At 59.8% G+C, this 26,624-nt stretch carries 21 protein-coding genes and 1 pseudogene; 16 read left to right on the top strand and 6 right to left on the bottom strand.

Features of this window, described 5'->3' with window-relative positions; genetic code table 11:
* Positions 1 to 925: 925 nt before the first annotated feature.
* The 11 genes and pseudogenes from BN3789_RS02665 (at position 926) to BN3789_RS02615 (ending at position 16,142) form a co-directional block, all read left to right on the top strand.
* Positions 926 to 1,927, top strand: coding sequence for an IS1/IS1595 family N-terminal zinc-binding domain-containing protein (locus BN3789_RS02665; protein WP_066829586.1), 1,002 nt, complete (start codon positions 926 to 928; stop codon positions 1,925 to 1,927).
* Positions 1,928 to 1,975: 48 nt separating this feature from the next.
* Entirely contained in the window at positions 1,976 to 3,175 is a 1,200-nt protein-coding gene (locus BN3789_RS02660; protein WP_066829579.1) for a radical SAM protein, read from the top strand.
* A 10-nt stretch (positions 3,176 to 3,185) separates the two neighbouring features.
* The gene (locus BN3789_RS02655) at positions 3,186 to 3,749 is read left to right on the top strand and encodes a hypothetical protein (protein ID WP_066829574.1); all 564 of its coding nucleotides are present in this window, start codon (positions 3,186 to 3,188) and stop codon (positions 3,747 to 3,749) included.
* Positions 3,740 to 5,854: a DEAD/DEAH box helicase family protein gene (locus tag BN3789_RS02650; RefSeq protein ID WP_079989041.1), complete on the top strand. Its 2,115-nt coding sequence runs from the start codon at positions 3,740 to 3,742 to the stop codon at positions 5,852 to 5,854. Before BN3789_RS02655 ends, BN3789_RS02650 begins: the two co-directional genes overlap by 10 nt.
* A 155-nt stretch (positions 5,855 to 6,009) precedes the next feature.
* Positions 6,010 to 8,010 carry an AAA family ATPase gene (locus BN3789_RS02645; protein ID WP_066829572.1) on the top strand — a complete coding sequence of 667 codons (2,001 nt, stop codon included), beginning with the start codon at positions 6,010 to 6,012 and terminating at the stop codon, positions 8,008 to 8,010.
* Entirely contained in the window at positions 7,997 to 8,443 is a 447-nt protein-coding gene (locus BN3789_RS02640) for a hypothetical protein (protein ID WP_066829566.1), read from the top strand. Before BN3789_RS02645 ends, BN3789_RS02640 begins: the two co-directional genes overlap by 14 nt.
* A 166-nt stretch (positions 8,444 to 8,609) precedes the next feature.
* Positions 8,610 to 9,963 (top strand): annotated as a pseudogene (locus BN3789_RS02635) (IS3 family transposase).
* 133 nt (positions 9,964 to 10,096) lie between these two features.
* Positions 10,097 to 10,888 carry a 4Fe-4S binding protein gene (locus BN3789_RS02630; RefSeq protein ID WP_066829565.1) on the top strand — a complete coding sequence of 264 codons (792 nt, stop codon included), beginning with the start codon at positions 10,097 to 10,099 and terminating at the stop codon, positions 10,886 to 10,888.
* A gap of 765 nt (positions 10,889 to 11,653) precedes the next feature.
* Positions 11,654 to 13,048 carry a lipase family protein gene (locus tag BN3789_RS02625; protein ID WP_066829564.1) on the top strand — a complete coding sequence of 465 codons (1,395 nt, stop codon included), beginning with the start codon at positions 11,654 to 11,656 and terminating at the stop codon, positions 13,046 to 13,048.
* Between the two features lie 202 nt (positions 13,049 to 13,250).
* A complete protein-coding gene (locus BN3789_RS02620; RefSeq protein WP_066829563.1) occupies positions 13,251 to 13,781 on the top strand; it encodes a nitroreductase family protein in 531 nt (176 codons plus the stop codon).
* Positions 13,782 to 14,306: 525 nt separating this feature from the next.
* Positions 14,307 to 16,142, top strand: a complete 1,836-nt coding sequence (locus BN3789_RS02615) for a DUF2130 domain-containing protein (RefSeq protein WP_066829562.1) — start codon at positions 14,307 to 14,309, stop codon at positions 16,140 to 16,142.
* Between the two features lie 133 nt (positions 16,143 to 16,275).
* On the opposite strand, the gene BN3789_RS12615 is transcribed toward BN3789_RS02615, so the two are convergent.
* Positions 16,276 to 16,437 carry a hypothetical protein gene (locus BN3789_RS12615; protein ID WP_154018716.1) on the bottom strand — a complete coding sequence of 54 codons (162 nt, stop codon included), beginning with the start codon at positions 16,435 to 16,437 and terminating at the stop codon, positions 16,276 to 16,278.
* Positions 16,438 to 16,670: 233 nt separating this feature from the next.
* Between BN3789_RS12615 and guaA the strand changes: the two genes are divergently transcribed.
* Positions 16,671 to 17,654 carry a glutamine-hydrolyzing GMP synthase gene (guaA, locus tag BN3789_RS02610; RefSeq protein WP_079989040.1) on the top strand — a complete coding sequence of 328 codons (984 nt, stop codon included), beginning with the start codon at positions 16,671 to 16,673 and terminating at the stop codon, positions 17,652 to 17,654.
* Between the two features lie 154 nt (positions 17,655 to 17,808).
* On the opposite strand, the gene BN3789_RS02605 is transcribed toward guaA, so the two are convergent.
* The 3 genes from BN3789_RS02605 to BN3789_RS02595 form a co-directional block, all read right to left on the bottom strand.
* A complete protein-coding gene (locus BN3789_RS02605) occupies positions 17,809 to 18,639 on the bottom strand; it encodes a class I SAM-dependent methyltransferase (RefSeq protein WP_066829561.1) in 831 nt (276 codons plus the stop codon).
* Between the two features lie 115 nt (positions 18,640 to 18,754).
* On the bottom strand, positions 18,755 to 19,360 hold the full coding sequence (locus tag BN3789_RS02600; protein ID WP_066829560.1) for a class I SAM-dependent methyltransferase: 606 nt from the start codon (positions 19,358 to 19,360) through the stop codon (positions 18,755 to 18,757).
* Positions 19,347 to 19,976, bottom strand: coding sequence for a class I SAM-dependent methyltransferase (locus BN3789_RS02595; protein ID WP_066829559.1), 630 nt, complete (start codon positions 19,974 to 19,976; stop codon positions 19,347 to 19,349). Before BN3789_RS02595 ends, BN3789_RS02600 begins: the two co-directional genes overlap by 14 nt.
* 369 nt (positions 19,977 to 20,345) lie before the next feature.
* On the opposite strand from BN3789_RS02595, the gene BN3789_RS12985 reads away from it, so the two are divergent.
* Positions 20,346 to 20,516 (top strand): hypothetical protein, encoded by a 171-nt coding sequence (locus BN3789_RS12985; protein ID WP_187119102.1) that lies wholly within the window; start codon positions 20,346 to 20,348, stop codon positions 20,514 to 20,516.
* A gap of 630 nt (positions 20,517 to 21,146) precedes the next feature.
* Here the strand turns inward: BN3789_RS12985 and BN3789_RS02590 are convergent.
* Both BN3789_RS02590 and BN3789_RS12895 read right to left on the bottom strand, forming a co-directional pair.
* A complete protein-coding gene (locus tag BN3789_RS02590; RefSeq protein WP_066829556.1) occupies positions 21,147 to 21,911 on the bottom strand; it encodes a hypothetical protein in 765 nt (254 codons plus the stop codon).
* 130 nt (positions 21,912 to 22,041) lie between these two features.
* The gene (locus BN3789_RS12895; protein WP_066829554.1) at positions 22,042 to 22,422 is read right to left on the bottom strand and encodes a hypothetical protein; all 381 of its coding nucleotides are present in this window, start codon (positions 22,420 to 22,422) and stop codon (positions 22,042 to 22,044) included.
* Between the two features lie 165 nt (positions 22,423 to 22,587).
* Between BN3789_RS12895 and BN3789_RS02580 the strand changes: the two genes are divergently transcribed.
* The 3 genes from BN3789_RS02580 (at position 22,588) to BN3789_RS02570 (ending at position 26,620) form a co-directional block, all read left to right on the top strand.
* On the top strand, positions 22,588 to 24,315 hold the full coding sequence (locus BN3789_RS02580; RefSeq protein WP_147569511.1) for an N-6 DNA methylase: 1,728 nt from the start codon (positions 22,588 to 22,590) through the stop codon (positions 24,313 to 24,315).
* 1 nt (position 24,316) lies between these two features.
* A complete protein-coding gene (locus BN3789_RS02575; protein WP_066829546.1) occupies positions 24,317 to 24,850 on the top strand; it encodes a hypothetical protein in 534 nt (177 codons plus the stop codon).
* A 189-nt stretch (positions 24,851 to 25,039) separates the two neighbouring features.
* Complete coding sequence (locus BN3789_RS02570; protein ID WP_066829545.1) at positions 25,040 to 26,620, top strand: type I restriction-modification system subunit M; 1,581 nt, start codon at positions 25,040 to 25,042, stop codon at positions 26,618 to 26,620.
* Positions 26,621 to 26,624 lie beyond the last annotated feature (4 nt).

Genomic DNA, 26,624 nt, shown 5'->3' with positions numbered 1-26,624 from the left:
CATCCTTTAGCCGGGAAGAACGGCCATCGGGCTTCGATTCGGTGCATGACTCTAGCGCTAGCAGCAGACATGTCCACGCAGCAAGTGGGCTCCGGCAACGAAATGGAAAAGCGACTTTTGGGTACTGGTTTCCCGGACCGCTAGGTAGACGCACTTGTTAACAATATAGAACAATTAGTAATAAATATATTACTATATTAATAGAGTGGGCTTCCGGGCCGGTCCAGATCAGTGTACCCAAAAGTCCCATGTCCGTTTAAGAGACAATATAAAAGACGCTGTGATTATTGTAATACATATATTATGTTGTGAAATCCCGTCTATCTCGGCACTTCGCCCATGCTTTATGCAGGGCTCGACACCGCTTATGCAGCCATGTAGGTCGAAAGCCCGCGATTATACGTAAAGCAGGGGCCATGTTTCCATTTCTGGCATGCGTTAATCCTATCGAAGCGCTTTGAAGGTCCGGGCGCGAAACGCAACGCTCACAGAATGGTGGGCGACTGGTCGGCGTTTAGTGGAGCCGATCGAGTAAGATCGGATCGAATTAACCATAGGTGTCACTTATTGGGGCTTGGGATGCAAGAGGTTTATCAACGGCTGCAAAAAGAGGCCGGCTTGTGCATTGGCATAATCGATGCAGATCTCGTTGATCACGGTACGCGACATCCCAACCTCGCTCTTCTAAAAATAAGTTCCTACTGCAAGTCGCACGGGCACGAGGTAGAGCTTTTGCTCGAAAATGATCTTTTGCACAGTGTGGATAGATTCGCCGTCCCGACTGCCTCGGTCGTATAATCCGAGATGACATAGCACGCCCGCGAGAGCGTCCCGCGGGGTGCCGCGCTCTCGCGACGTGGTGGTCCGGATCGCGCGGCATCCCGCGGGACGGGATCGGACCACCACCATGCGCGCAAGGAAGAAGATGCCCTCGGCGTCCGCGACGCCGTGGGACGGCGTCCCCGAATCGGACGTCACGCCCGCCCAGGCGCTCGTCGCCCGGGCCCACCGCGAGGCCTACGCCGCCAGGCACGCCCCGACCGCCGGGGACGCGGAGTTCCTCAACGGGTACGAGCGGGCATCCTGCCCGCGGTGCGCGTCGCCCGACATCGTGCGCGACGGTTTCGACTCGCGCGGCGTCAGGCGCTGGGCCTGCCGGTCCTGCGGCAGGACGTTCACGCCCGCCACGGGGACCATCTTCGAGGGGCGCAAGGTGCCGGTCTCGGATTGGTGCGAGTTCGTCATCCAGCTGCTCTCCTTCGACAGCGTCCGCGAGATAGCCCGCTCGAACCGCAGGTCGCCGACCACCCCGCCCTGGTGGCTCGCCAAGCTCTTCCTCGTGCTCGACGGGATCCAGGACGGCACCGTCCTCTCCGGGCGCGTCCAGATTGACGAGACGTACTACCCGGTCCCCGCGGCGGAGGCCGAGCGCAACGCCGACGGCTCCCTCAAGCGGGGCCTGTCGCGCAACAAGCTGTGCATCGCGGTCGCGACCGACGGCCGGGGCCGGTCCGCCTTCGAGCCGTGCGGACGGGGCAAGCCGAGCGCGCGGAGGGCGCTCGCGGCCTACTCGGGCCACGTCGCGCGGGGCTCGACGCTCCTGCACGACAAGGAGAAGTCCCACCGCGCCCTGGTCCGCGAGCTCGGGCTCGCCAGCGTCGAGTACGACTCGAGGCGGCTGAAGGGCCTGCCCGACCGGGAGAACCCGCTGGCGGACGTGAACCGGCTGCACTTCCTGCTGAAGTCGTTCCTGGACGCCCACAAGGGCTTCGACCGCGCCGACCTGAAGGGATGGCTCGACCTGTTCAGCGTCATCGCCAACCCGCCGTCAGGCGCCATGGAGAAGGCCGCGATGGTGCTCGGTCGCGCCATGGAGTGCCCCGGTACGCTGAGGTACCGGGACTTCTATGGAGGAGGCCGCAGCTAGGCGGCATATATGGAGTCAAATCTATCCACACTGTGCAAAAGAGCATTGTTGCTCGATTACGAAGGCCTGGAGAAATACGACGCCGTGTTTCTGTCATGCGTCTTCTCGTTCACGAAGGTGAACGAGGCGATCTTGAAGATGCCAAACGTCTTCTACGGCGGCACGGGCATATTTCCTGACGGGGGTGAAGATCTTCCGTTTGAGGTCGAACACTCCTGTCCCGATTACACGCTGTATGATCCCTATGTCAATCGTGAGCTGGACTTGGGCAGGCGCAGGAGCGTCCTGTCCGACTATCTTGACTACTCCATTGGTTTTACGACAAGGGGGTGCTTCAGGAAGTGCTCATTCTGCGTCAATAAGAAGTACGATAAGGTCCACTTCCATGCGCATGTAAACGAGTTTTACGATCCTAGCCGTCCGTTCATATATCTGTGGGATGATAACTTCCTGGCTTTTCCGCGCTGGCGTGAGGTGCTGGAAGAGCTGCAGGAGACCGGCCGTCCTTTTCAGTTTCGACAGGGGCTCGATATCCGTCTTATGACCGACGAGAAGGCTCGGGTCCTGTCGCGCTGCCGCTACCATGGCGACTTTATCTTTGCGTTCGATCACGTTGAGGATAAAGAACTGATCGAAAAGAAGCTGCTCGTATGGAGGACTTGGGCAGATAAGGGTACGAGATTATACGTTTTGAGTGCATATGATTCCCAAGATGAGCACGACATAGAGTCGGTGTTCGTTCGCATCGCCACGCTCATGAAATATGATTGTATCCCATACATTATGAGATATGAAAGCTATAAAGATAGCTACTGGCGTCCTCTGTACGTCAATATTGCCCGTTGGTGCAATCAGCCGCAATTCTTCAAGAAGAAGTCTTTCCGAGAATTCTGCGAAGCAAATCAGGCTTACCACAAGAACAAAGAAACGATGTGTTCTGCATACAAAGCAATGACTGATTTTGAGAGCAGATTCCCTGACATAGCAGCAAAGTACTTTGACCTGCGTTTCGAGGAGGTGAGCATTTTGAGGCGTTTTGGACGTCCCTTCTTCAACACGCCCTCTGCCGATGAGATGAATCGCCAGCTGTCAGTATGGTCACAATTCGCATCGGGGGAGTTGGACCGCCAGTCTGCGCTAACTGCATACTATGGAAAGCGCCTTGATATCGTGTGCGGGAGCATGCTGCGGGAGTCCGGAAAGTTGGGCGGGGGGGGGGTCTGTCGAAGACCTATTCTCTGTCATTAAAGAAGCATCTTTGGACGACATTTATCATGCGGTGTTAGCCATAGACGAGCCCGAACTTGTTACCACATCCAACGTTCCTCAGTTCAGCAAACTAGAGGCAGCTTTCCAGATTCCTGGGTTGCTGAATGCACTTCAAGATGTTCAGACCTTTGAGGCGCTTGGCATCTATCTCGATTATGAGATGGACAAAAAGGCGACGGCAAACAAAAAGTACGGCGAAAACCACGCGAAGCTCGCCACTCTTCTCGACCTTGTCGAGATTTCCTCGTCGCACACCATGCAAGTTTCTGAGACGTGTTTTGGAAATCTGTTTTGCATGCTGAGCGACGATGAAAAAATGAGGGTCGCGGCACGTTTGGCTTTCCGCATACCTGTGGTGCAGCGCGTCCTCATCGACGCTGCGTCCGGTGAAGTCTGCATAGCCGATTACCTTAAGCCGTTTTCCGAAAGCACAAAGAAGCGGAGACTCCCCAATGTTCGGTCGCTACTGAATCTCATCGGCTCTTGCACGGGCGAGGCGGACGTCAAGCTTATTGCTTCCCTGCGCAATGTGAGGGGGCTGCAATGGGATTAAGTGATTTGGATATTCGGCCTTCCTATGAAACGCTGGGAGACTGCGACCCTGTATCCGAGTTCTATATACCCGCGTTGGCGGAGTCGATGGAGTATGACCGCAGCGTAGGCTTCTTTTCATCTGCGAGCCTTGCACTCGCAGCAAGGGGAATTGCTGGTCTTATCAAGAATGAAGGAAGGATGCGGCTTGTCGTGAGCCCGCACTTTTCCGAGGCAGACCTCAAGGCTATTCAAGATGCTGACAAGGACAGGGACGACGCAGTAGAAGAGGCCATGAGCGCTGCAATGATGGACGTCGAGACGCTCGCCGATGAAATCGAACGCGATCATGTGCGGGCTCTTGGTTGGATGCTCAGAAGCGGCTATCTCGATTTGCGGATTGCATGCGTAGTCGACGGGGATGGAAATATAAAAGGAGACCAGCTGTTCCACCAGAAGGTGGGCATACTGCGCGATGCCGACGGGATGGCCGTTTCATTCAGCGGTTCTATAAATGAAACGGCTTCTGGATGGCTGTATAACTCCGAGGAATTTAAGGTTTTCAAGAACTGGGAGAGCGGTCAGATGACTTTTTTCCAGTCCGATGAGAAGAAGTTCGAGGAGATTTGGAATAACCGGCGATCTCTGGTTAGGGTGTTCGAGCCTCGTGGCGCTTTCTGCGAGTACCTCGTAAATGAGGGAAAAAACTTCGATATAGAGTACAACTCGCTCGGTCGGTATGGCGTCCAATCGAAAGCGAACCGCGTCTCTTTGTTCCCATATCAGGAAGAAGCGGTTCAGAAGTGGCGTGAATGCGACGGCAGGCTTCTTTTTGAAATGGCTACGGGTACGGGGAAGACAAGGACCGCCCTTGCCTGTCTAAACGAGGTGCTGCAGAAGGAACGAAGGGTCGTTTGCGTCATCGCAACCCCGCAAAGCACGCTTTCGAGGCAATGGGAGCGCGAGTTAAGAGCGCTTTCGATACGTTGTGATTCCACCATATTTGCCGACTCCTCTACCGGCACGAGCACCGAGTGGGCAAGGGAGCTTCAGGAGAATATCAGCCGAATTCTGATCGGAAGATCAAATTCGCTTATCGTTTTCACGACGCATGCGAGCGCCTGTTCCTCAGAACTAGTGGGCGAAATTGAGTCGTTGCCCAGCTCCGTATCGACATGCTTGATCGCTGACGAGGTGCACGGGCTTGGGGCTGCGAAGCAAAAGCAGGCTTTATCTGGGCGCTACGATTATCGGATTGGCCTTTCGGCCACACCAAGTAGATGGTTTGACGAGTCAGGAACCAGCTTGATCCGCAGCTTCTTCGGCGATTCTTTCGTTTTCTCGATTCGGAGCGCGCAGAATACTATCAACCCTTTGACGGGAAAGTCGTTTCTGTGCCCTTATAGATATCATCTAGTATTTACTTCGTTGACCGATGAGGAATCAGAGAAGTATTGCGCTTTATCTCGAAGGATTGCGCAGCTTTCGCATAGCGACGATCCTGACAACCAAGATAGACTCGAGAAGCTTCTGTTGGAGCGAGCGCGGGTAAAAAAGGACGCAGAGAACAAGCTGTTTGTATTTAGACATCTGATCGATTCGGAAAACTTGGCCGGGGGCATCGTCTTCACGTCTCCCAAGCATATCGGCGAGGTGGAGTCCATGCTGGGACGTTGCGGAATCGCGGCTCATCGCTATACGAGCAAACAGGGCACGGTTCGTAAGGCTGAGTTTGGAGGCTTGAGCGAGCGAGAATACATTCTCAAGCTGTTCAGGCAGGGCGATTACGAGATGCTCATCGCGATGAAGTGCCTCGATGAGGGGATTGATATCCCTGAAGCGCGTGTTGCCGTGTTGCTGTCCAGTAGCACCAACCCGCGTGAGTATGTCCAGCGCATCGGTCGGGTCATTCGACAGTCGCCCGGCAAGGAGGTTGCAGACATATATGACTTCGTGGTCGAGCCCGATTGGAACAGGCTGCGAGAAGTCGGTGACCTTCAAGAGGAGAAGAGGCTCTTTGAGCAGGAAATGCGACGTGTCGAGGATATGCGGAAAAACGCACTGAACTCTACGGAAGTCCTGATAACGATTCGAGAGCGATTGGGGAGGGCTTATGGCGATCAATAGGAGAGCTTTGGAGAAAATCGAGGAAGCATGTCAAGACGATAAGAACATGTGTGATTTCTTACGCAATCTATTGATTTACGAAGTAAATGAACCTAGTCAGTACACGGCTGAATACGAGCGTTTGGTTAAGGAGCATGCAAAGGGGGTAGAGAAGCATGCGCTTTGATTACATCAAGATAAGCAACTACAGGCAGTACCGCAATGCCGAAATAACGTTTCCGCGTTCAGCTCATGATCTGCAGATCATTATTGCGGACAACGGTGTTGGGAAAACAAATCTTTTGAACGCGTGCACCTGGTGCCTCTATGGTGAAGAGCCGCATCTTGGGCTGACGGATAAGTATGTGGGCGAGCCTATCCTTAATAAAGAGGCAATCGAAGAGGCGCAGGCTAAAGGGCACTCCCAGGAGACCGTATCGGTAAAAATTGGCTTTTCCAATGCTGGACGGTCTCGTTTCGAAGTGTCGTATTCGATGCCTATTGTCATTTTGAAAAACGGCAAGGTCCTTGAAAAGAAGGCGGAGGCCCGTCGCGTTGTTCGCGTGTTTGGTGATTCCGGTGCCTGTGAAATCTACGAGAACTGGCGCGCCACTGATTATGTCAATAGGTTTCTGCCCCGTTCGATTCGCGAGTATTTCTTCTTTGACGGCGAACAATTGAATACTTATTTCAAAGAGGGTCATGGCGATCGGGTGAAAGATGCCGTCTATCAGATTTCTCAGATCGATGTGTTTGTACGGATGATCTCTCGCTTAGATCGCGTGGTTAAGAGTGCGCGCAAGAATGCCAGCAAGTTGGACCCCAAAGCCGACGACTACCAGAAGAAGATGGAGGATATCGAGCAGACGCTTGCGGGCTGCCGGAAATATATCGAGAAGTGGGAAAACGAGATAGCCGATCTCGACCAGCGCATCGAGCAGATAGACGATAGGCTGAGAGATACACCAAATGTCGGTGCTCTGGAAAAAGAGAAGGAAGGACTGCAGCGGCAGCTCGATGGGCTGCAGAGTGAGCGCCAAGATACTCTTGCCGAGTATTACTCTTTCGTTCGCAATAAGACGATCGATTTCAACCTCTATTCTGTAGCGCATGTTGTCTACCGTTTGATTCGCAAGATGGAAGACGAGGGGCAGCTACCGCCTCAAATTGATAAGCAGTATCTTGATGAAATGCTGGCTGTTGGAGAATGCAAAGTTTGCGGGCATCGACTGGATGATGAAGACAGAGAGCGCATTCAGAAGCTATTGGATACGTTTCGTGTGGGAACCGAAACATCGACAATCTTATCGTCGATCAAGTACGAGCTGTCTCGCATTATTGACAGCGTTAAATCCTATCCTACTGAGAGGGAGAGGCAAATTAAGCGCCTGTCGTCTATTGACGCGCGCCAGAAGGACCTTGCCGATGAGCTGAGTTCGATCGAGACGAGATTGTCAAAGTATTCCGGTACGAGTGGGGAAATCAAAAAACTATACGATGATCGTCGGTTGTACCAGCAGCAAAGGAGCGAGCTGGATCAACAGATCGGCATACGGAGGGGCACTGTAAATAGGCTTGAGCCGGATCTCGCCAAGTTTAAAAAGAGGTTGGCTTCTGCCTTGGCAAACAACGCAAAAGCGAGTGGATTTCAGAATGAAGCTCGATTTGGTGAACGCGCGCTTAAGATCTTGAAACAGGTTGAAGCGTCGATTGTCGGCGAAGTCCGCAAGGAGATGGAACGACGGACGGAAGAACTCTTTCGTGGGCTGGTGTGGAAGAATTCAAAGTGCGACCACATTTCGCTATCGGACCAGTATCAGATTTCTCTGTACGATAAAGCCGGATATTCTTGTGCGGGGACGTGCTCTGCAGCAGAGAGGTCGCTTCTTGCTCTGTCATTCACCTTGGCAATGCATGAGGTGTCAGGATTTGAATCCCCCTTGTTCATCGATACGCCTATTGCGCGAGCCTCGGGAGAAAACAGGGAGAATTTTGCGCGAACGCTTGTTGGGATCAGCGAATCCAAGCAGCTCATTTTGGCATTTACCCCTGATGAGTATTCCGAGATGATATCGCGCGAGTTCGAGCCTGCTCTTTCTGCGTACATTAGGCTCGAGCTGGACGACCAGGAAAAGCATGTCGTTGTAAGGGAGGAGAAGCGCCATGGAAAGCAGTAAGATGCCAGCGGTAATGGGCGTTGACGAACAAGTATTTTCGGATGTCGTACCGCGTATGAAGGAATTTGACTTCTTCAAGAATGCCAATAATTCCGAGCTGCTTCTTTACGCTTTTGCTTTGGGCGCAGCCCATGGAATGGAAGTCCCTATTGCTCACATGCATAGTGGCGGCTTTGCGCGAACCGAGTCCTTTTCCGGGAAGTTTACTTCGGTGATCAATGCGCGTCACGTTGCGCTTGCTGGAGAAGCGAACCCTGATGTTGTTTGCAACCAGGCTGAGGCTTTTGGGGAAGCGGAGAGGTGCGCCAATGGAGGGTTTCAGATGATTGCTGGCGATCTCGAGAGGAACCCGACATCTGAAACGTACGCAAATCAACTGCTTGCCGAACTTGATAAGAAGTATGACCTTCTCAAAAGGAATCCAACTCAATAACTCCTTATTTGTTTGTCGGCGGCTCCTCTGCCCGCCCCGTCTTGCAAAAGGCCAAGCCTCCGTCAGGCCGCCGTGGATGCGGGCCTGACGGAGGTTTTTCATGAAAATGCACGGGATCAGGGGGTGCGGCAGGAATCCTGGAGCGCCGGGGCGGGAAGGAACTGCGATGTTCACACCCGAGGAGAGGGAGGCGGCGCTCGGGCTCTACGACAGGCTCGGGAGCGTCCCCGCCGTGGTCGCCGAGCTCGGCTACCCCAGCGAGCGCTGCCTCTACGGCTGGATCGCCCGCCGGGACGGCGCCTGCACCCGTCCGCGTGCGGTAAGATACCCCGCGCAGGAGAAGGCGGCGGCCGCCAGGCGCGTCCTGTCCGGGGAGAGCTGCGCCGCCGTCGCCGCCGACGTCGGGGCCTCCGCCTCGGCGGTCCTGCGCTGGCGGGACGCCTATGCAGAGGGAGGGATCGGGGCACTCATGGCCAAGGGGGACGTGGTCGCGCCGGGGCCGCGCGCGGACGCGGGCGCGCTGCCCGACGACGCGGGGGAGCTCAAGCGGATGGTCCTCGAGCTCCAGCTCGAGAACGACCTCATGCGGCAGGTGGTCGAGCTCGTAAAAAAAGACCCCTGCGTCGACCCGACGCGCCTCTCGAACAGGGAGAAGGCCCAGGTGATCGACGCGATGAGGGGGACGTATTCTCTGAGCTGTTTGGCCTCTAGGCTCGGCATCGCCGCGTCCAGCTACCACTACGCCCGGGCCGCGGCCGCCGCGCCCGACAAGTGGGCCGAGGCGCGCGCGGCGGTCGTCGAGGAGTTCGAGGGCGCCGGGCGCTCGCGCGGCTACCGCTACGTCCACCGGCGCCTCGCCGAGCTCGGGATAGCCCTCGCGATGAGCGACGCGAGCCATGGCCGAGGAGGGCTGCGTCGTCGTGTACCTGAGGCGGCCGAAGAGGTGGAGCTCCTACGCGGGGGAGGTCTCCGAGGCCCCGCCCAACCTCGTGGAGAGGTCGTTCCGCGCCGAGGCCCCCAACAGGCTCTGGCTGACCGACATCACCGAGTTCGCGCTGCCGGACGCGGGCGAGCCGAAGGTGTACCTCTCGCCCGTCGTCGACTGCTTCGACGGGATGCTGGCGTCCTGGTCCATCGGCACCTCCCCGAACGCCGAGCTGGCGAACTCCAGCCTGGAGCGCGCGTGCGAGGGGCTCGCCGACGGCGAGGCGCCCGTGGTCCACAGCGACCGGGGCGGGCACTACCGGTGGCCCGGCTGGATCTCGATCTGCGAGGAGCGCGGGCTGACCAGGTCGATGTCGAGGAAGGGCTGCAGCCCGGACAACGCGGCCTGCGAGGGCTTCTTCGGCAGGCTCAAGAACGAGTTCTTCCACGGCCGTGACTGGCGGGGCGTGGGCGCGGAGGAGTTCATGCGGAGGCTGGACGCGTGGCTGAGGTACTATAACGAGGTCCGCATCAAGGAGTCCCTGGGCTGGATGAGCCCGAAGCGGTACCGGGAGTCGCTGGGCCTCGCGGCCTAGCCCGATGTTTGCCCCGGCGCTCCAGGATTCCTGCCGCACCCCCACGAGATCTTCTCATTCATGAAAAAGTGCAGGGTAGAAAGACGCGATCCGTGGTAGCGTTCTAGGCGGCAACTCGAGAATGGCGCCAACTATGACCCCTACCACCTGCACCGTTGCGTATTTCACGGGCGCTGGGACGACGCGCGTCGTCTCTGAGCGCTTCGCCGCTGCTGTCGAGAAGGCCGGCGTCTCCGCGGGCGCCGTCGACATCACGCCGCATGGCTCCGAGGTCCCCGCGTTCGGGTCCGACGACCTGGCCGTCTTCGCCGTTCCCTCCTATGGCGGGCGCGTGCCGGCGCCGGCGCTCGAGCAGATCGCGCGCTGCGAGGGGCGCGATACGCCCGCCGTGCCCATCGTCACCTTCGGCAACCGGGCGGTGGACGATACGTTTCTCGAGCTTGCGGACACCGTGCGCGAGCACGGTTTCGTGCCGGTCGCGCTGGGCGCCATCGTCGCGCACCATTCGCTGATGATCGACGTCGCTCAGGGTCGCCCCGACGCGACCGACCTCGCTGCGGTCGATCGCCTCGCCCAGGGCGCGCTCGACAAGCTGGCTCAGGCGCCGACGGCGCGTGATGCGGGGCTCCTGGATATTCCCGGCAATCGTCCGTATCGAGATTTCAACGGCGTGCCGTTTCGCGCGCAGGCCGATCCCGGCGTCTGCATCGGCTGCGGAGCCTGCGCCCGTCAATGCCCGGCGGCCGCGATCGACCCGGCGAACCCCGCGCAGACCGACGCCGACGCGTGCGTCACGTGCATGCGCTGCATCTCCGTCTGCCCCGCTGGCGCCCGCTCGCTGACCGGCGGCGACGCCCTCGCGGCCCAGCGCGCCGCGTTCACCGAGCGCTTGGCGCAGCGCGTCGAGTCCTACGTTATGGCGTAGGGGAGAAAAGGAGTACTCCGAAAGCCTTTCGAGACCTCACGAGAAACGTCGGCAAGAGCGCTTCGCGCGGACTGCCTAAGAGCGACCCATGCCCTTGCCTTGGGAGGACGTCCAGCGGAGGTTTTAAGGACCGGAGTCGCTGAAAAATCAACCTTGTGAGCGAGTTGGATTCGAGACGGCATAAAACGGCACCTCCGGGACCGACGTTTCCGCAGGTGGCGCCCTTTGCGACGGGTGCGCTTTCCCGGGGTCTCGATCCGAGCCACTCAAAAGGTCGATTTTTCAGCAAAAGTCTGTGCCGAAACTTCCGCTGGGGCTGTTTGCCCGTGCGTTGTCTCTCAAAGCGTCTCTGTGACAGAGCGGCTTGTGGGGCTGTCGCTGCAAAAGCCTTTTCTCATCATCCGGGCGAGGCCTAAGGGACAGGCGCGCGAGGTTCCAAACGTTCCGCAACCTCGCTATATGCAGCCCCGTCTGCCGGGAGCTGACCTTTCGCCGCGGGTCGTTATGCCACAATAGTGCCGTTCGAGCACCTGCGAGCCGCTTCGCCATTGCCACCCACGTGCGCAATCGGCCGAGGAATCGCTAGGGCCTCCTCTCGCGAGCTGGTTTGGCGCTCGGCCCCCGTCGCGTCGGCTGGCCTCAACGCAAGGTTGAGGAACGCGCCCGCAGGGGGCGTGTTGGAGGGGATAACCCCGTTGTCCTGCGTGAACGTGCGGCGCCCACGCTATACTTCCGCCGTACGAGCGTTGCGGAAGGGATGGCGCCATGGCACGGGATGGACAGCGGGGACGTCACGACGAGGAGACGGCGGCAGGGGCCTCGGCACCCGATCGCGCGCCGTTTTATCGTCGTCATCCTTGGTTCGTCCGTATCTCGGCTGCCGTCTTGATCGCCGCCGTGGGCATCGGCGTTGCGCTTGCCGTCGCGGTGCATAACCGTCAGGAGCAGGAGCGCTTGGGGCTCGGAGCCGTCGAGCCGCCGAGTGCGCCCGTGAGGCTCGAGGGCTCGACCGAGCGCACCGGCGCCTTCACGGCGCATGTCGAGTACACGAGCATGGCCGCAACCGACGGCCAGCGGGTGGCGACCGACATCGTCTGGGATGACAGCTGGTTTTTCCAGGACCCCACCGTCTACAACCATGAGCTTGCGACCACGTGCTCGGTCCTCTCCGCCATCGCCAACTCGGAATCCGGGTACTACCAGGCGGGATCCAATGCGCCTGCCTATATGGAGGACGCGCTCGCCAAGCTCGGATTCCAGGATATCTCGACCGCGTCCTATCGGTACCGCAGCGAGATCTTCGACGAGATCGTCGACTTCCTTGCCGGGACGGATGACGTCGTGGCCTATTCGGTGGCCACCAAGCACCTCAGGCACGCCGACGGGCGGGAGAAGACCCTCTACCTGGTGTCCATTCGCGGCAGCTACGGATCGGAGTGGCTGAGCGACTTCAATATGGGCGATGCGTCCGATTACGACATGGAGGCCATCGACCACGAGGGCTTCATGCGCGCGGCGAGCGAGATCGTGGACGACCTGGCCGGTCGCTTGTCCGAAGACGGTGGCAGCGACGAGGTCGCGCTGCTGTTCTGCGGTCACTCGCGTGGCGCCGCGACGGCGAACCTCGCCGCGTCGTACGCCGACGACATGACGACGGGCCTGCGCGCGCTCGCGCCGCTCGACAGCATCTACTGCTACACGTTCGCCACACCCGAGGTCACCGAGTTCGGCAACGTCCGCGACGAGCTGTACGACAACATCTTCAACATCATGAACCCGAGCGACCTGGTGCCGCGTCTTCCCCTCGCGTCGTGGGGATACGCGCGCTACGGTCGCGACCTGTGGCTTCCCGGATACGGCGACGAGGCGTTCGACGCGCATTACGACGAGATGCGCGCGGCGTTCGAGGAAAACGTGGGCGCGCCGTGCCCGTATGTTCCCGAGGACCGTGAGCGCGTCGACGCCTTGGTCGACGAGCTCGCCGCCCATATCCCCACGGCTCGAGACCTTGCTTCTGCGGGAGGGCTGGCGTCGCTTGTGCACGACGTCGCCGCGGATATCGACCCCATGCAGGTCCTCTACGGTCATTATCCCAACGTCTACATCGCGTGGATGCAGGTGATCGGTGCGCATGAGCTGCGTGCGGGCGACGCCGCGTGATGCGCTGAGCGCCGGCCCATCGCGCACGACACCGTGCTTATCTCGAGCGGGCAAGCTTCGGGCGTGAAGCTTTACAGGCGGGGACAAACTTTGCTCGGAGTTTCCCATGGTGCCAAAAGGGGAGACGCAAAGGGGTACGTTGATTGGTGCGCGCCTTCGCAGACGGCGCGCAACGGTATCCGCACGTGCAAAGGAGCGCTCTATGTCCATGCTCGAGGCCATGCTGCATCGTCGCAGCGTCCGCAGCTATACCGATGACCCGGTGTCCCGGGAGCAGGTCGAACAGATCCTGCATGCCGGCCTGACGTCGCCCACCGGCAAGAACCTCAAATCGTGGGAGTTCGTGGTGGTCGACGACCGCGAGAAGCTCAAGCAGTTCGCCGAGGGCCGCAAGGGTGGCTCCATGAAGATGCTGACGCGCGCGGCTGCCGCCATCTTTGTGTTCGGTGACACGGGCGCCTCCGACGTGTGGTGCGAGGATTGCTCGGCCGCCATGGCCAACATGCACCTCATGGCCGATTCCATGGGGTTGGGCAGCTGCTGGATCCAAGGGCGCCTGCGTGAAGCCGAGGACGGTCGTTCCACCAGCGATTTCTGCCGCGAGCTGCTCGGTGTCCCGGAGGGCTATGAGATGGAGGCCGTGCTGTCCGTCGGCGTTCCCGACGATTCCGCCCCGGCGCCGCACGTCCTTGATGAGGCGGATACGAGCAAGGTCCATTGGGGCGTGTTCTAGGGAGCGCTGCCCATTGCCAATGGGTCATGTGGGGACGGGTTCATTCCAACCCATCCCCGCACGACCGATCGCCGCCGAACCCGTTTGACGGGTTCGGCGGCTTTTCTGTGCCGATATGGCATGGAGGCCAGGTGCCGCGCGTGAAAACCGAGCGCGAGGACCGCGAAACCGGCGCGCCGGGGTCTTCCGGGCGCATCAGTTGGACCTGCTGTCGAATTTGGTATCAAGTTCAAAGGTATAGAGGGGTATGCGTTGCGATGCGCGGGACGCGAAGCGGCTTTTCCGACGTTTTGGTTCTGAGACCGAGAACAAAATCGCAGGTCACAGCTGTCTGAACGAGGATGTTTCGCGTACCATATCTCACGAGTTGATACCAAATTTCTCTGAGGCGAATCGAGAGGGCATGAGCCGTATGGGCGCAGGCCCTTTTTGCGTCGCGCGCACTGTCTGTCCACGCGACGGGGTATCGTATAGGGAGATCACGAAGCCCGTCAGCGGCGGTGCATGTTTGAAGGAGAAAGCCGCATGAACGAGATCAAATGCCCCAACTGCGGAACCGTTATCCAGGTTGATGAGAGCGACTACGCAAGCATCGTGCGCCAGGTGCGCGACGAGCAGTTTGCCTCGGAGGTCCAGGAGCGCGAGGAGGCTATGAGGCGCGACCGCGACCATGCGGTCGAGATGGCCCGCGCCGAATCGAGCAGTGCGCTGCAGAAGCTCGCGGCGGAGCGCGACGCCCAGATCGCAGAGCTGACGGCAAAGCTGGAGGCGGCGAACCACGAGCGCGAGCTCGCGGCAAAGCAGGCGGCATCGGAGGCGCGCGAGGAGGCGAACAGGACCGCGACCGACCTGCAGCGCGAAGTCGATAGGCTGCAGGCCAAGCTCAAGCAGCAGGAGGACGCGTCGGTCATCAACGAGGGGGCCATCCGCCGCACGCTGGAGCAGGACGTGGCCGAGCGCGACACGCAGATCGCTCAGCTCAAAGCGCAGCTCGATGCCGCCGAGCGCGCCCAGGGCCTTGCGGTGCAAAAGGCGGAAGCGGAGGCGCGCGAGAAGCTCCAGGCATCTGAGGCGGAGTCCCAGGCAAAGCTGCAGGAGGCCGTCGAGGCGGCCCGCAAGGAGGCCGAAGACCTGCGCATCCAGCTCGCCCAGCAGCAAAGCGCCCTCGATGCGGCGAAGGAGAGCGTTCGCGCCGAGCTGCAGCGCGACCTCGCATCGAAGGATGGCGAGATCGCGACCCTGCGGCAAAAACTCGAGGCGGGCGAGACCGAGCGCGAGCTTGCGGTCACCCGCGCCGTTGCGGAGGCGGAGCGCGAGCGCGACGAGGCGCGCGCCGAGCTCAGCCGCGAGCAGGCGGTGCGCGATGCCGAGCGCCAGCAGCTTGAGACCGCCCACACCCTTGAGCTCGACCAGGTCCGCAGAAACGCCGACGAGCTGCTGCGCTACAAGGACGACGAGATCGAGCGCCTGAAGGACATGAAGATCCGCCTGTCCACCAAGATGGTGGGCGAGTCGCTCGAGCAGCATTGCGAAAACGAGTTCAACCGCCTGCGCATGACGGCGTTCCCTCGCGCGTACTTCGAGAAGGACAACGATGCCTCAGAGGGCTCGAAGGGGGACTTCATCTTCCGCGAGTGCGACGAGGAGGGCAACGAGATCATCTCGATCATGTTCGAGATGAAAAACGAGAACGAGGACACGGCGCGCAAGCACGTCAACGAGGACTTCTTCAAGAAGCTCGACGTCGACCGCACCAAGAAGGGGTGCGAGTACGCAATCCTGGTGAGCCTGCTGGAGCCGGAAAGCGAGCTGTACAACGCGGGCATCGTCGACGTGAGCTACCGGTATCCCAAGATGTATGTCATCCGCCCGCAGTTCTTCATCCCCATCATCACGCTGCTGCGCAACGCCGCCATGAACGCGCTGACCTACAAGCAGGAGCTCGCGGTGGTGCGCCAGCAGAACATCGACGTCACCAACTTCGAGGAGAAGCTCGGCAAGTTCCAAAACGGATTCTCACAGAATTTCGAGCGCGCGAGCCGTAAGTTCAACGACGCGATCAATGAGATCGATACCACGATCAAGCATCTGCAGAAGGTGAAGGACAACCTGATCTCGTCTGAGAACAACCTGCGCCTGGCGAACGACAAGGCCCAAGGGCTCACCATCCGCAAGCTCACGTGGGGCAACAAGACCATGCAGGAGAAGTTCAAGGAGGCCCGCGCCGCAGCGGAGGCCGAGCAGGCAGAGGAAGCGGTCGAGGTCGAGCTCGAGGCGGAGGAGGCCGTGGTCGAGGTGGACGAGACCGCTGAGGCCGTCGACGTTTCGGAAAACGGGGCCGGTGCCGCCGAGACCGAATAGGCACGGCGGCAGGGGACGGCGAGCTGTTCCCATGCGCGCTAAGAAGGGGGCAGAGCGCATCGAGCGCTCCGCCCCCGGCGTGTCTGGGCGATGGGCCTGCGCAATGGGTCTGCGCAGGTGTTGCCTCAGCGCGTTACAGGTACGGGCTGACGGGGTGGCGGCTGGGAAGACGGACGCCGCCCGTCACGTCGTCGAGCTCCTCCGGCGTCAGCTTGCGCTTGTCGTCGGTGGCTTCGGCGGTCTGCGCCTGCTCGTTCTGTTGCTGGTCGTCGGGCTTGATGGTGGGTTCGCTCACGGTGTGTCTCCTTGATGCGACGATGTCTCGGTCGTCCTTACGGTTGCAGTGTATACCGCGCGGGGGCGTTTGTCTTCATGAGGGAACGGGGCGCCGGTTATTGGGGCGAAGCGTCTTTTGCCCCTCGGGCCATCCGGGGGCGGGAGCGTACCCCTTGCCGCTCTGTTGACCTGCCCTGGGATGGGCTTGGATACAATCCGAGGTATAGGTCCCATGGCAGCAAGGAGGAGTCTATGGATCCCAACAAGCGTCCCGACGATATGGAGCGCATCACCACACCTGAGCAGGCACGTGCGTTTATCGACCAGCAGGTTGCCACCTGCCGCGAGCAGATCGGCGACAAGAACGTGCTGCTTGCGCTTTCCGGCGGCGTCGACTCGTCGGTCGTGGCGGCGCTGTTGATCAAGGCCGTGGGCAAGCAGCTCATCTGTGTGCACGTCAACCACGGGCTCATGCGCAAGGGCGAGTCCGAGCAGGTAATCGACGTGTTCAAGAACCAGATGGATGCGAACCTGGTGTATGTCGACGCGACCGACCGCTTCCTCGATCTGCTCGCCGGCGTCTCCGAGCCGGAGAAGAAGCGCAAGATCATCGGCGCCGAGTTCATCCGCGTGTTCGAGGAGGAGGCGCGCAAGGTCGCAGGCGACGTGAGCTTCCTGGCGCAGGGCACCATCTATCCCGACATCCTCGAGTCCGATGGCGTCAAGGCGCACCACAACGTGGGCGGTCTGCCCGATGACCTGCAGTTCGAGCTCTGCGAGCCGGTGAAGCTGCTGTTCAAGGACGAGGTGCGCGTCGTGGGCCGCGAGCTTGGCCTGCCTGAGTCCATGGTAGAGCGCCAGCCGTTCCCGGGTCCCGGTCTGGGCGTGCGCTGCCTGGGCGCCATCACGCGCGACCGCCTCGAGGCCCTGCGCGAGGCCGACGCCATCCTGCGCGAGGAGTTCGGTAACGCTGGGCTTGCCGGCAAGGTCTGGCAGTACTTCGTCGTGGTGCCCGACTTCCGCGCCACCGGCGTGCGCGACGGCAAGCGCGCCTACGACTGGCCTGCCATCATCCGCGCCGTCAACACCGTGGACGCCATGACCGCCACCGTTCCGGAGCTCGATTGGGCGCTGCTCAAGAAGATCACCGATCGCATCCTGGCCGAGGTCCCGGGCATCTGTCGCGTGGTGTACGATCTGACGCCCAAGCCGGTGGGAACCATCGAGTGGGAATAGAACAGATGTTCGATATAATAATATAGTATCAGATAGCGGGCACGGTTTCAATCGAATCCGTGCCCGCTGCTGTATGTGCGTCCTTGCACACCCAATATGCGCCGTAAAAGCCGTCTTCTTCAACGTTAAAGTGAATGCGCTTCGTTTTCGCCTCTCAAAATCTTATTTTCACGATTTGCATTTTCATCCCGTTGTCACCGACCCTTGCGAGAAACCGGAAAAAGCCGCCGACAGAAGGGTCCCTCAAATCGTTGTAGCCCAGCATATAGCCGCGACTCGTGACCTGCAGACGGCTGTCCCACGTGCCGATTTCCTTGACGGCATCCGAAACCGCAAAATATGCCCCCACATCCTTGATTTTTGCAGTCTTAAGCCATGTTTTTGCGATCATCTTCACTGCCGTCCGATTGGCAGCATCAAAGACCAGCACACCGCCGGGGAAAGCGTCCGCCATCCCCCGCACCAGTTCCCGGACCTGCTGAGCCAGAAAGTAATAGAACACCCCGGAGGCAAAGAACACCGCCCCGCCGGAGGCATCGATTCTGCCGAACCATGCGGTGTCTTTCAGGTCGCAGGGGATATTTTGCTCCCGATCCCCGGCGGGCAGTAGCTGCTGCCGCAAGGCAATCACATCCGGGAAGTCCAGATTGTAGATCTTGCATCTACCGTTGTCGCAGGTTCTGCCGGTGTTGTCCAGCCCGCAGCCCAGATTGACCACCGCCGCATCGGGGTGGCCTTTCAGGTAATCCCGCACCTCGAAAGCAAGATCACCCTGCCGCATGGCCACCTCCAGCGCACCAAAGCGCTGCATCAGGCTGCGGGAGTTTTTCTCTGCCTCTGAAAAGTCGTAGTCGATCTGGTCGAGCAGACGAACCGCTGTTTCATCCCTGTAAAGGTTCGGGTACAGCTCCGTACACAGCTTCCGGGAATACAGCGGGAGGATCAGCGTCTCCTGCACGGTGTTTTTCTCAATTTTGCATTTCATAGGCTCCTTCCTCAGTGAATTAAAACTGTCGTAATTGCCGCCAGCACAGCCGCTATGACCGTCATGCCTATCGCCATGTGCAGGATGGATGCAAAAATGCCCGTGCTCGATGCCCTTACTTCCGCGCCGTGACGCAGAGCCACTTTTTCTTTTTGCGTATCTGCACCTCGTGAAAACCCGCCTGCTCCAGGCACGCCTTCAATTCAATGTCCTTGTAGATGGTCATGCCGCCGATGATCCGCGTCCACCTCTCGTCCTTGTCCGTATCGCCATTGCTCTCGTTGCAGATAAGAATTGTCCCGCCTGGCTTCAGCGTCCGCCAGACCTCACGGAAGCATCGGGGCAAATCAGGCCAGAAATAGACGGTCTCGAAGGCCGTGGCAGCGTCGAAGCAGCTATCCTCAAACGCCATATCCGCCACACTGCCTTGCAGAACGGCGCAACGCCCCTCCTGAATTGCAGTTCGGTTGAGCTTCCTGGCCTTCTCCACGCTGACGGGCGAATAATCGACGCCCTTGACGACGCCATGCGGGCATTTTTCCAGCAGCCGTTTTATGTTCGCCCCGCCGCCGCAGCCGCAATCCAGCACCTTGGCGTTTGGCGCGAGTCGTAGAAATCGAAGTCCCCACCGCGCCACAGGGCTGTGGCCCAGGTTCATCATGGCAACCATAAGTTTTCCGCCGAGGCCCACGGGCTTGCGGGTGTTTTCAAAGAACGACATCCGGCCCCTCCGATTTCGTGCATTCCGCATAGGTCAACGGGAACGAGGCCTTCAGCACCGCGCTTTTCTGCACCGCCCAGCCGTTTTGACGCGGGAAACGCAGGTGTTCCTCGCTTGTCCACCTGCTGTGGAGGGGAAATCCGCCCATGCTCATGAAAAAGGCTTTTGCCTTGCCGGAAACCGAGTTCCCCGCGTGGGTGAAGGTTGGCGCGATGAGCACGCCGTCGTCCTTCAGCACCCGCCTGATTTCTCGTAGGGCCTTTTCCGGATGCGGCACTATGTGAAGCGCGTTGGACGCGATCACCACTTCGAAGGACTTCTGTGCATAGGGCAGGCGGAACATATCTTGTACGGAAAAGTGCAGCTTCGCGGATTGATTGCCCCGCTCTGCTTCAAGGATCATCTTTGCAGAGGCGTTCGTAGCCTCGATGTGCGCCGCCGCATCCACGATGCTCTTTGCGATAAGCCCCGTGCCGGTGGCAACCTCCAGCACGGTTTTTGCTTTCACCACCGGCCGGATCAGCCCATACATCTTCTCATACGCCGCCCGGTCCTTTCGCATGAAACGGTCGTACCGACCGGCATTCTTGTCCCAGAAGCCCTTGCGTTCGTGCATGGCTATCGCCCCCAATCAGTTAGAGTTATCTAACAATAACACGCGAATCATGCAGTGAGATAAGGCTAACCTTATTTTCTTGGCAAAGACGCATCTCTTCGGTTTTCGCTTATAACGGCGCGAGTCAGATGCTAGGCTGGAGCTGAAGAAGGAGCTTGGCGGACAGGTAGGTCGATACTGGTTCCCGGAACGGTGATCCAGCCAATTACACCAGGGCTCTAATCATGCTGGTAAACCCAATCCATGACGGGAAATAGGTCCTTTTCTCTAGCTCGACGTCTTTCGCGGGCGACGGGTTAATGTGGCTGGCGGGATTCCCTGCACGAAGCCGTTGTCGCTACCGCCTCCAGGCGCGGTTCACTCGGCAAGATGGGCGACTACGAGGCCGTGCTCGGCGAGGTCAGAAGATCCGATATGATGCGGGGCATCTGGTCCTCTTACGTCTCGGCATCGCCCTATGCGGAAGGCGTCGATTTCGAAGAGGCGGTCGATTCGGCCATCGAGCTCGCAAGGCTTTCGGAGCTTGACGATTTGGACTGATGGAGGCGAGAAGTCCCCCACCGCGCCAATACCAGACGATTGCGCTATAGGCATCTCTCCGACCCTTTGAATCACCCCTTTTCACGCCACCCGCTACGAACCCCGGCGGAAACCAGGGAGTGATTAAAGGAGCGACCTGCGGTTTCGCGAATCAATTGAGTCATTCCCGAAATCGCGAATCAAGGGGCTGATTCGCCCAAGTTGCGCGCGAATCGGCCCTTAGGCGGTACGACGCGACTCGCATCTGCAGCACCCGTACAGGATCAGTCACTGAGTGGGAGTGAGTATTAGGAGTCTAGCTCCTACATTCGATCGCTTTTCCTGAGCATGAGGATGCCCCCTTCCTAGTCGGTAGGGGGCATCCGCGTTTACTCACCGAGAAGTCGAGGGCGCCATTTACGGGATGCCCGAGCAGTTCGAGGTGGTTCCCGTCGCCGGGTCCGCTAAGTGGGCAAGGTCGGCCTGGGAGGGTCTCTATCGCAAAAGGAGTATAGAGGCCTGGTGAGAGGCCTGTATGGCGATTTTGCGGGTTGACGTGCCGCCCTCTACAGTTGGAGGATTTCGGCATCGCTCCGCTATTGCCGAAAATGCCTCTGTGGTCGCGTCGTCTGGCAGAGGGCAGCTGTTGACTCAGGGGAGCCTGGCTCCTATTTGCGCCAGGATGTCTTCGTTTGTGATATCCAGCCCGTACTCTGCGATGATCCGCACGATCTCTTCATCAGAGCAAGTGATTGACGGCGGCGCCCAGTAGCTATAGTTTTGCGCCACGGCTGTGTAGCCGTCTCCCGGGTGCTCATCTGAAGGGCGTACCGTATCGCCGAACCAGCGCCCCTCGATCTCATTTTCAGGGTCATCCAGCCAACCCGTCTGCGAGCACATGAGCTCAGGAAAAGGGTCATAGCGGACAATTTCGCCTGTGCTCTCGTCGATATGTCGCACCGCAGTGCAAAAGCGGTCCACGAACTCCTTTTTCGTTTCGTTCACCACGTAGCGGTAGCAACGGATGACGACATCGAAGGGCCCGTCATAAGGAACCCAGGTCTCGTATATGCTGTCATCTTCGTAAACGGGATGTCTGATCTCCGGATGGTCGCGCGTGTAATCAAAGCGACCGCAGATGTCGGTGCAGCTATAGATGTAATCCTCGCAGCATGTCCCGTCTAGGCGGAGCTCCGCCTCGCGCCTCTTCGGATGTGTCTCGTTCTCGAATTTGGCATAGTCGCCGAGGAACGCGACGAAATCCCCCGCCCAGTCACCGGCAAGCATGGTGAGAGCGGCGTCGGTCTCCTCGCAGCCTAGGTATGCGCTTTCATGTAGCTTGTTGCCGTTCGACCACGGCCAGTCCTCGATGATTTCGTTCTTGTCAAAGTTGACCCAGTTGAAATACTGTCCCATGTTCGCCCCCTAGCCACTTTTAAAGAATTGTATGCGCATGGGACGCTGGGTCCATATACCAGCGGCGTATCGTTCGAAATCGCGATGCACGCGGCATTGGTCAAGTAGTTGTTGATTGGGATATCGCCAGTTATGTGCTCTTGTGGTTATGCGCGCATCCCCCAGCCGATATTTCTTGAACGCCAGTGGCTTCTCGGGTTGATACAGATTCGCATAGCTCTGCCACTCGCTCGTATCGATGTGGCGCGGAGCTAGCTATTGTCGTTGCTGCGGTAGCGCTCGGAGTATTCATGGAATACTGCAGCTCTAAGCCCACACGCTCCTCGTCGCCGGCGCCCTCAGCGGCGCGTGTCGCCGCGGCGTTTCCCGCCTCGAGCTCCGCGATTCGCACGCTGCGCTCGGCGAGCGCGGCCTCGTACGCCGCCTCGGCGTCCGGGGCTGTCGACGCCCGGCCGGTATTCGTCTGCTGCTGGTTTTCCTCCTGTTGCTCCGGCACCTCGGTGCCGGCCACCTGCTTCTTCGGCTTGGGTCCTCCCGCAGGTCGGGCGGGCGCGTCACAAGGTGGAAATCGAATAGTTGGTTAGTAAAAACCAAAATCATGGTTGCGGATAACCAAACTTCTGCTATCCTTATCTCAAGTTGGTTATCAATAACCATTGTTTGAAAGGAGCCGACATTGATTTTCGGGAACAAAATGAACGACCGCGCCATCTCCGGAGTCGCCAACATCATTCACAGGTCTTTCGACACCCGTGACGAGGTGCAAACCTACCTGTGCGCCTATCTCGTGCACACCATCAAAAGTAGATCTCGCAGGTTCACGACGCCGGAGGATGCGATAGCCTGCGCGGCAGACGGCGACGACCTCATCGAATCCGCCCTCCGGAAGGCAACCGCCGGTATCGACAGCGAGGGTATCGAGGAGATGCTGGGCAGGATCGACGCTGGCGCGCTGGAGGCATTTCTCGCAGCCGGGCTCAAGCCGGGCTCGGCGATGAACGGGGCGCACTTCACGCCTGACTGCATCACGGATCTCGCGCTTCGCATCCTGGATGTCAAGCCCGGCGACAAGCTCGTCGATTACGGGTGCGGGGCTGGAGGCTTTCTAGAGCGTGCCGCCGAACTGGGCGCGGGAACGCACTCCGAGGGCGTTGAGATCGTACCGAGCTTCGTCGCCGCCGCCCGCGTGCGGGCGCGAATCACCGGATCTCAGGTCGCCTACAGCGAGGGGGACATGTTTTCCTACTACGAGGACAGCGTCGGCACGCGCGGCGCGGACAAGGTCTTCTCCAACTACCCGTGGGGCATGCGCACCAAGAAGCTCAGGAGCGACTCCGGGTTCGTGGGCAGGGCGCTCCAAGGCCTGCCCGAGTACGGACGCCCAGTCTCCTCGGACTGGGTGTTCAACCGCCTGCTGGTCGACTCCATCGACCCTGCGGCGGGGACCGCGGTCGGCATCTCATCGAACGGCGCGCTGTTCAACGGGGCCGACGCGAGGATTCGGAAGTACTTCATCGAGAACGGCTGGATCCGTGCCGTCGTCGCGCTCCCCGAGGGACTCTTCTTCCCTTGGACCAACATCGGAACGGCGCTCATCGTCTTCGGAGGCGGAAGCACCTCCGCGGTCAGGCTTGTCGACGCGACCGACCTCGGCACCAAGGAGCGCAGGGGGTCAACGCTCGGGGAGGACGCGATCGACGAGATCATCCGCAGGCTCGAGAACGACGGGGAGAGGAGCTCCAGCGTCAGCATCTCCGAACTCGCCGGACACGGCTACTCCCTCCTCGTGTCCCAGTATTTCGAGGAGGCCATCGAGATCGAGAACGCGGTGGAGCTCGGGAGCCTGGCCCTCGACATCCGGAGGGGCGCCGGCATCGGCGCCTCCGCGCTGGACGCCATCTCCTGCACCGAGGATACGGGTGTCGACTACCTCAACCTCTCGAACGTAGCCGACGGTGCCATCGAGGGGGAGCTGCAGCATATCGGCAAGCTCGACGGCGGGCTGGAGAAGGGGTATGTCGCCACCGGCGACCTGCTCGTGTCCAAGAGCGGCTCTCCCTTTAGAATCGCCGTCGCGGAGGTGGCGGATGGCCGCAAGCTGATCGCCAGCGGAAACTTCTTCATCATCAGGCTCGATGCGCAGCGCGCCGACCCCTACTACGTGGCCTCCTTCCTCAGCAGCCCGCGGGGGGCGAGGCTGCTCGAAGCCGCTTCGCGGGGGACCACGCTCCGGGCGCTCTCGCTCGGCGCGCTTAGGGGCATGCCGGTCCCTCTCGTGGACCTCGATGCCCAGAGGCGCGTGGGGACCGCATACCGTGCGAAGCTCGACGAGATCGGCATCCTCAAGATGCGTCTCGAGCGCGCGCGGGCAGAAATCACCGACCTGTTCGACATGGAGGCCTAGCATGCCGCCGCTGACGAAACAGGAGCTCGATGATCTTGCGTCCGCCATGCTCGAGCGGATGGAGGACGAGCTGCTCCCTGCACTCACCATAGCGAACCGCACGGGCGAGCTCGAGGGCCTGCTTGCCTCGCTCGGCATGGACGACCTCCTCGACAGGGGCGACCGCGACGATGCGGACGCCGCGGGACGCATCATCGTGATCGGGCAGAGCATGGTGCCGGAGGACAAGCTCCGCAGCATCGCGAGGAGGAGGGGCTTCGACCCCGACCGCTTCGAGTTTCGCCTCGAGTACGAGCGGCTCAAGCACTTCGATTTCGGGAAGATCAGGGGCAGCATGGGGTATGCGGCCATCCTCGCGGGACCCATACCCCATAGCACCCCGGGCACCGCAGAGGCAAGCAGCTTCATCGCCAGGGTGGAGCGCAACCCGCAGGACTACCCCATACTCATCAGGCTCGGTCGTCCCGGCGCGCTCAAGATCTCGAGCAACAGCTTCAAGCGCGGCCTCATCGAGCTCGAGACCGCCTGGTGCTAACCATTCGCACCCATATCCGGCTATCTCCGCCTGCACGGGCCCGGACGTGCGGACATAATCGGCGGCAAGGACAAACCCGATTCACATCAAGCGCAACGCCGCCCTTCCTGTAGCGAAGCGGCACTGGGATAATCAAGGGGAATCCGGGCTTACGCCCGGTCTTCCCGCACAGACAAGGAGTGAGCCTCCGTGGCAGATACCACCAAAGAGCAGCAGCGCTCCGAGCTGCACAAGACCATCTGGAGCATCGCCGAAGATTTGCGAGGCAGTATCGACGGATGGGACTTCAAACAGTATGTACTCGGCATGTTGTTCTACCGCTTCATTAGCGAGAACCTTTGCGACTATCTTGCCGAGCAGGAGGACGACCCCGACTTCGATTACGCGGCGCTTTCGGACGAAGACGCCGAATGGGGGCGTGAGGACACCGTTAAGGAAAAGGGCTTCTTCATCCTTCCGAGCGAGTTGTTCTCTCGCGTCCTCGAGACTGTCGACAAAGACGGTATGAAACTCAAGGAGGACGGCGAAGACATCAATGAAAGCCTCGCACGCGTCTTCAAGAGTATTGAGGGGTCAGCCGTAGGCACCGACAGCGAATTCGCCCTCAAGGGCCTGTTCGACGACGTCGACGTCAACAGTCCCAAGCTCGGCACCACGCTCGAGGAGCGCAACAAGAAGCTCGTCAAGCTCGTCAACAAGATCGGCGGCCTCGACTTCGGCGGCGGCCTCAAGGACAACGAGATCGATGCCTTCGGCGACGCCTACGAGTTCCTCATGACCATGTACGCGAGCGGCGCCGGCAAGTCGGGCGGCGAGTTCTTCACCCCGCAGGAGGTCGGCGAGCTCCTCGCGCGCATCGCCGCGGCGGGCCGTTCGAGCGTGAACAAGGTCTACGACCCCTGCTGCGGGTCGGGCGGCCTCATGCTCAAGTTCGCCAAGGTGCTCGGCGCGGACAACGTCCGAACGGGCTTCTTCGGTCAGGAGAAGAACCTCACCACCTACAACCTCGCCCGCATCAACATGTTCCTGCACGACGTCAACTTCGACAAGTTCGACATCGCCTACGGCGACACGCTCGTGCATCCCGCCCACTGGGACGACGAGCCGTTCGACGCCATCGTCTCCAACCCGCCCTACTCCACGAAGTGGGAGGGCAAGAGCAACCCGCTGAACATCAACGACCCGCGCTTCAGCCCGGCGGGCGTTCTTGCGCCCGAAGGTTTTGCCGATCTCGCCTTCACCATGCACATGCTGTCCTGGCTCTCCACAGAAGGGACCGCGGCCATCGTCGAGTTTCCAGGTGTTTTGTATCGAGGCAGAGCAGAAAAGAAGATCCGCGAGTACCTCGTCAGGAACAACTACGTCGACGCCGTCATCCAGCTGCCCGCCGACCTCTTCTTCGGCACGAGCATCGCCACCTGCGTGCTCGTCCTCAAGAAGTCGAAGACGACGAGCGACATCCTGTTCGTCGACGCAAGCTGTGAGTTCGCCCGCCAGGACTCGAAGAACAAGCTCATGCCCGAGCACATCGACCACGTCGCAGAAACCGTGCTCTTCCGTAAGGAAGAGGAGTATTTCTCCAAACTGGTTGCCAACGACGAGGTGCTTGCCAACGAAGCCAACCTTTCCATCGGAACTTACGTCGAGAAGCCCGACACCCGCGAGAAGATCGACATCGCGGAGCTCAATGCCCGTATCAAGGGAATCGTCGCCCGCGAGCAGGAGCTCCGCGAGCAGATTGACGCCATCGTGGCGGAACTGGAGGCGTGAGGCT

The organism is Collinsella ihumii (assembly GCF_900046475.1).
GTDB lineage: Bacteria > Actinomycetota > Coriobacteriia > Coriobacteriales > Coriobacteriaceae > Collinsella > Collinsella ihumii.
This window is presented reverse-complemented; position numbering and strand designations above follow the sequence as displayed.

What these genes read in the sequence shown, in the direction of transcription:
- BN3789_RS02665 (WP_066829586.1), top strand. Translation starts at nt 926, where the DNA reads ATGCCCTCGGCGTCCGCGACGCCGTGGGACGGCGTCCCCGAATCGGAC.
- BN3789_RS02650 (WP_079989041.1), top strand. Translation starts at nt 3,740, where the DNA reads ATGGGATTAAGTGATTTGGATATTCGGCCTTCCTATGAAACGCTGGGA.
- BN3789_RS02645 (WP_066829572.1), top strand. Translation starts at nt 6,010, where the DNA reads ATGCGCTTTGATTACATCAAGATAAGCAACTACAGGCAGTACCGCAAT.
- BN3789_RS02640 (WP_066829566.1), top strand. Translation starts at nt 7,997, where the DNA reads ATGGAAAGCAGTAAGATGCCAGCGGTAATGGGCGTTGACGAACAAGTA.
- BN3789_RS02630 (WP_066829565.1), top strand. Translation starts at nt 10,097, where the DNA reads ATGACCCCTACCACCTGCACCGTTGCGTATTTCACGGGCGCTGGGACG.
- BN3789_RS02625 (WP_066829564.1), top strand. Translation starts at nt 11,654, where the DNA reads ATGGCACGGGATGGACAGCGGGGACGTCACGACGAGGAGACGGCGGCA.
- BN3789_RS02620 (WP_066829563.1), top strand. Translation starts at nt 13,251, where the DNA reads ATGTCCATGCTCGAGGCCATGCTGCATCGTCGCAGCGTCCGCAGCTAT.
- BN3789_RS02615 (WP_066829562.1), top strand. Translation starts at nt 14,307, where the DNA reads ATGAACGAGATCAAATGCCCCAACTGCGGAACCGTTATCCAGGTTGAT.
- guaA (WP_079989040.1), top strand. Translation starts at nt 16,671, where the DNA reads ATGGATCCCAACAAGCGTCCCGACGATATGGAGCGCATCACCACACCT.
- BN3789_RS02605 (WP_066829561.1), bottom strand. Translation starts at nt 18,639, where the DNA reads ATGAAATGCAAAATTGAGAAAAACACCGTGCAGGAGACGCTGATCCTC.
- BN3789_RS02600 (WP_066829560.1), bottom strand. Translation starts at nt 19,360, where the DNA reads ATGTCGTTCTTTGAAAACACCCGCAAGCCCGTGGGCCTCGGCGGAAAA.
- BN3789_RS02595 (WP_066829559.1), bottom strand. Translation starts at nt 19,976, where the DNA reads ATGCACGAACGCAAGGGCTTCTGGGACAAGAATGCCGGTCGGTACGAC.
- BN3789_RS12985 (WP_187119102.1), top strand. Translation starts at nt 20,346, where the DNA reads ATGGGCGACTACGAGGCCGTGCTCGGCGAGGTCAGAAGATCCGATATG.
- BN3789_RS02590 (WP_066829556.1), bottom strand. Translation starts at nt 21,911, where the DNA reads ATGGGACAGTATTTCAACTGGGTCAACTTTGACAAGAACGAAATCATC.
- BN3789_RS02575 (WP_066829546.1), top strand. Translation starts at nt 24,317, where the DNA reads ATGCCGCCGCTGACGAAACAGGAGCTCGATGATCTTGCGTCCGCCATG.